We start from the raw sequence: 2,025 nt of genomic DNA, 5'->3' as shown, positions 1-2,025 counted from the left end.
GGGAAGAGTTATGGGGTCATCGAGGGAGGTCCCGTCGGGTGGGTTGAGTTTGTACCAGCCGCGGCCCAAGGGGATGGATCGTCGGAGCACTTCGTCGCGGTGACGGCCCCACAGTGTGGTCTCTGACCAGGTCACCTCTTCCAGATCGGTCAGGTCGATGAGTTTCGCCCCGACCAGGTTTGCGCCGATGAGCGCGGTGTTTTTCAGGGTCGTGGTGCTGATATCGGCACAGGTGAGGTCGGCGCGGGTCAGGTTCGCACGGTGTAGGTAGGACCCGCGCAGGTTCACCCGGGCCAAGCAGGCACCTTCGAGGTTCACTCCTTGCAGGTAGGCGCCGGTGAGGTAGGCGCCGGGCAGTATCGCGCCGGACAGGTCCGCGCCGGCGAGATCCGCACCGGACAGAATCGCGCCGGACAGGTCCGCGTCGGAGAGGTCGGCGTTGAGCAGGGTCGCACCGGACAGATTCGCGCCGGCGAGGTTGGCGCGGGCCAGGTCCGTGCCGGAGAGCCGGGCGCCGACGAGCCGGGCACTGGCAAGATTGGCACCGGCGAGGTTGGCACCGGACAGGTCGGCGCGAGCCAGCTCGGTACCGAACATGCTGGACCCGGCGAGGTTGGCGCCGTAGAGGTTGGCCGACCGCAGGTTCATACCGTCGAGGGTCGCGCCCTTGAGGCCGGCGCCGATTAGGTTGAAGTCGGCAAGATTCTGCTCGCGCAGGTCGACGCAGGACAGGTGGATGATCCCCGAGCTGTCGGTGCGACCCAGGGTCTGGATCACGAGGTTGCGCGCCGCGGCTTCGCGGCGGGCGATATCGCGGCGCGCGATCTGCAACCGGATCTCGCGCCGGTGTTCCTGCAGCGCTTTCGCGGCATGGGCCTCGGCTTCCTGGCGGCGGGCCGACTGCAGCAACGCTGCGAGCCCCACGGCCGTGGCCGCCGGGATCCCCACGGCCGCCGCGGCGACCCCGACAGCGGAGTCGGCGCCGGCGTTCACCAAACCGATCACCATCAGCACCGACGCCACCGCGTACTTGACCTCGACCGTGTCCCACCAGCAACTGACCCGGGCCGCGAGGCCGGCCAGCCGCTCCCTGCACCCTGGTGCGGGCTCGGCGGCCGGCTGGTTCGCCGGTTCTTCGGCGTCCATGGCCCGCTGCAGCCGCGCCCATCCTGCATCGGCGCAGCCGGGACCGTGCTGTTCGGTGAAATAATCGCCCAGCTTCTCGAACACCTCGCCGAGGGGCATCGGCGGCCGGGGCCCCTGGCAGGGGTTGTCGCCGGTCATATCGTCACCTCCCCGATCCCGGGCGTGGCTGCTCTCGCCGAGATCTCGTCGGCGTCGAGGAACCGGAGGCCAGAGCGGTCCTTGCTGGCTATGGCCTTGATCTTGCGTCGTGCCGCGCAGCGGTGCGTGCGTACCGTCTTGACGGCGGTGCCGAGCGCGGCGGCGATCTCGGTGTCGGTGCATTCCATCACCCAGCTCATGAAAGCGACCCGGTACTCGCCGACAGTCAGCTGTTTGGCAGCGACTTGAGCGAAGCGGGCCACGACCTCGTCGTTGAGGACCTTGCGGAACGGATCGGAGTCGGTCGCGGTGTCGACGGGGACATGGTGATTGTCGTAGCCGGCGAAAAGCACGATGCGGGTGTCCTTGCGCCACAGGTCGATCAGCCGGTTTTTCGCCGCGGTGATCAAGATCTGCTGCACCTCGGTGTCGGTCATGCGGGCCAGGCGTGGGCCGTAGGTGCGCCACACCTGCAGGAAAACCTCATGGGTCAGGTCTTCGGCCTCTTGACTGTCACCGCGGACCGCGCCGAGCAGATACCGCCGCACACGCGGGTATTCGCGGCGGTAGATCGTCTCGAATAGCACGCAGTCCTCGCCACCGCCCTGATGGGCGGGGGCGTCGCGCTGCATCGATGAGCGAAACCTCATATCGCCCGCATCTCCCCCGCTGGAGTTGCGGCGGTGGAACACCATTCGGTTGCGCCCACCTCAACGATGAAGGCCGACAAGGAGGTCCTGC

General features: G+C 67.9%; 2 protein-coding genes. Both read right to left on the bottom strand.

The genetic code is table 11. The features are described 5' to 3' along the window. Window positions 1-1,284: pentapeptide repeat-containing protein (locus tag ON22_RS34960; RefSeq protein WP_169332484.1), on the bottom strand; the 1,284-nt coding region annotated here is incomplete at its 3' end. After that, window positions 1,281-1,916, bottom strand: coding sequence for an RNA polymerase sigma factor (locus ON22_RS38165; protein WP_033247739.1), 636 nt, complete (start codon window positions 1,914-1,916; stop codon window positions 1,281-1,283). The genes ON22_RS34960 and ON22_RS38165, both read right to left, overlap by 4 nt. Between the last annotated feature and the right edge of the window lie 109 nt (window positions 1,917-2,025).

It is taken from the genome of Nocardia carnea NBRC 14403, from assembly GCF_000308515.1.
In the GTDB taxonomy this organism is placed as follows: Bacteria; Actinomycetota; Actinomycetes; order Mycobacteriales; family Mycobacteriaceae; genus Nocardia; species Nocardia carnea.
Note: the sequence above shows the minus strand (reverse complement) of the source record. Positions and strands in the feature narration are given on the sequence as shown.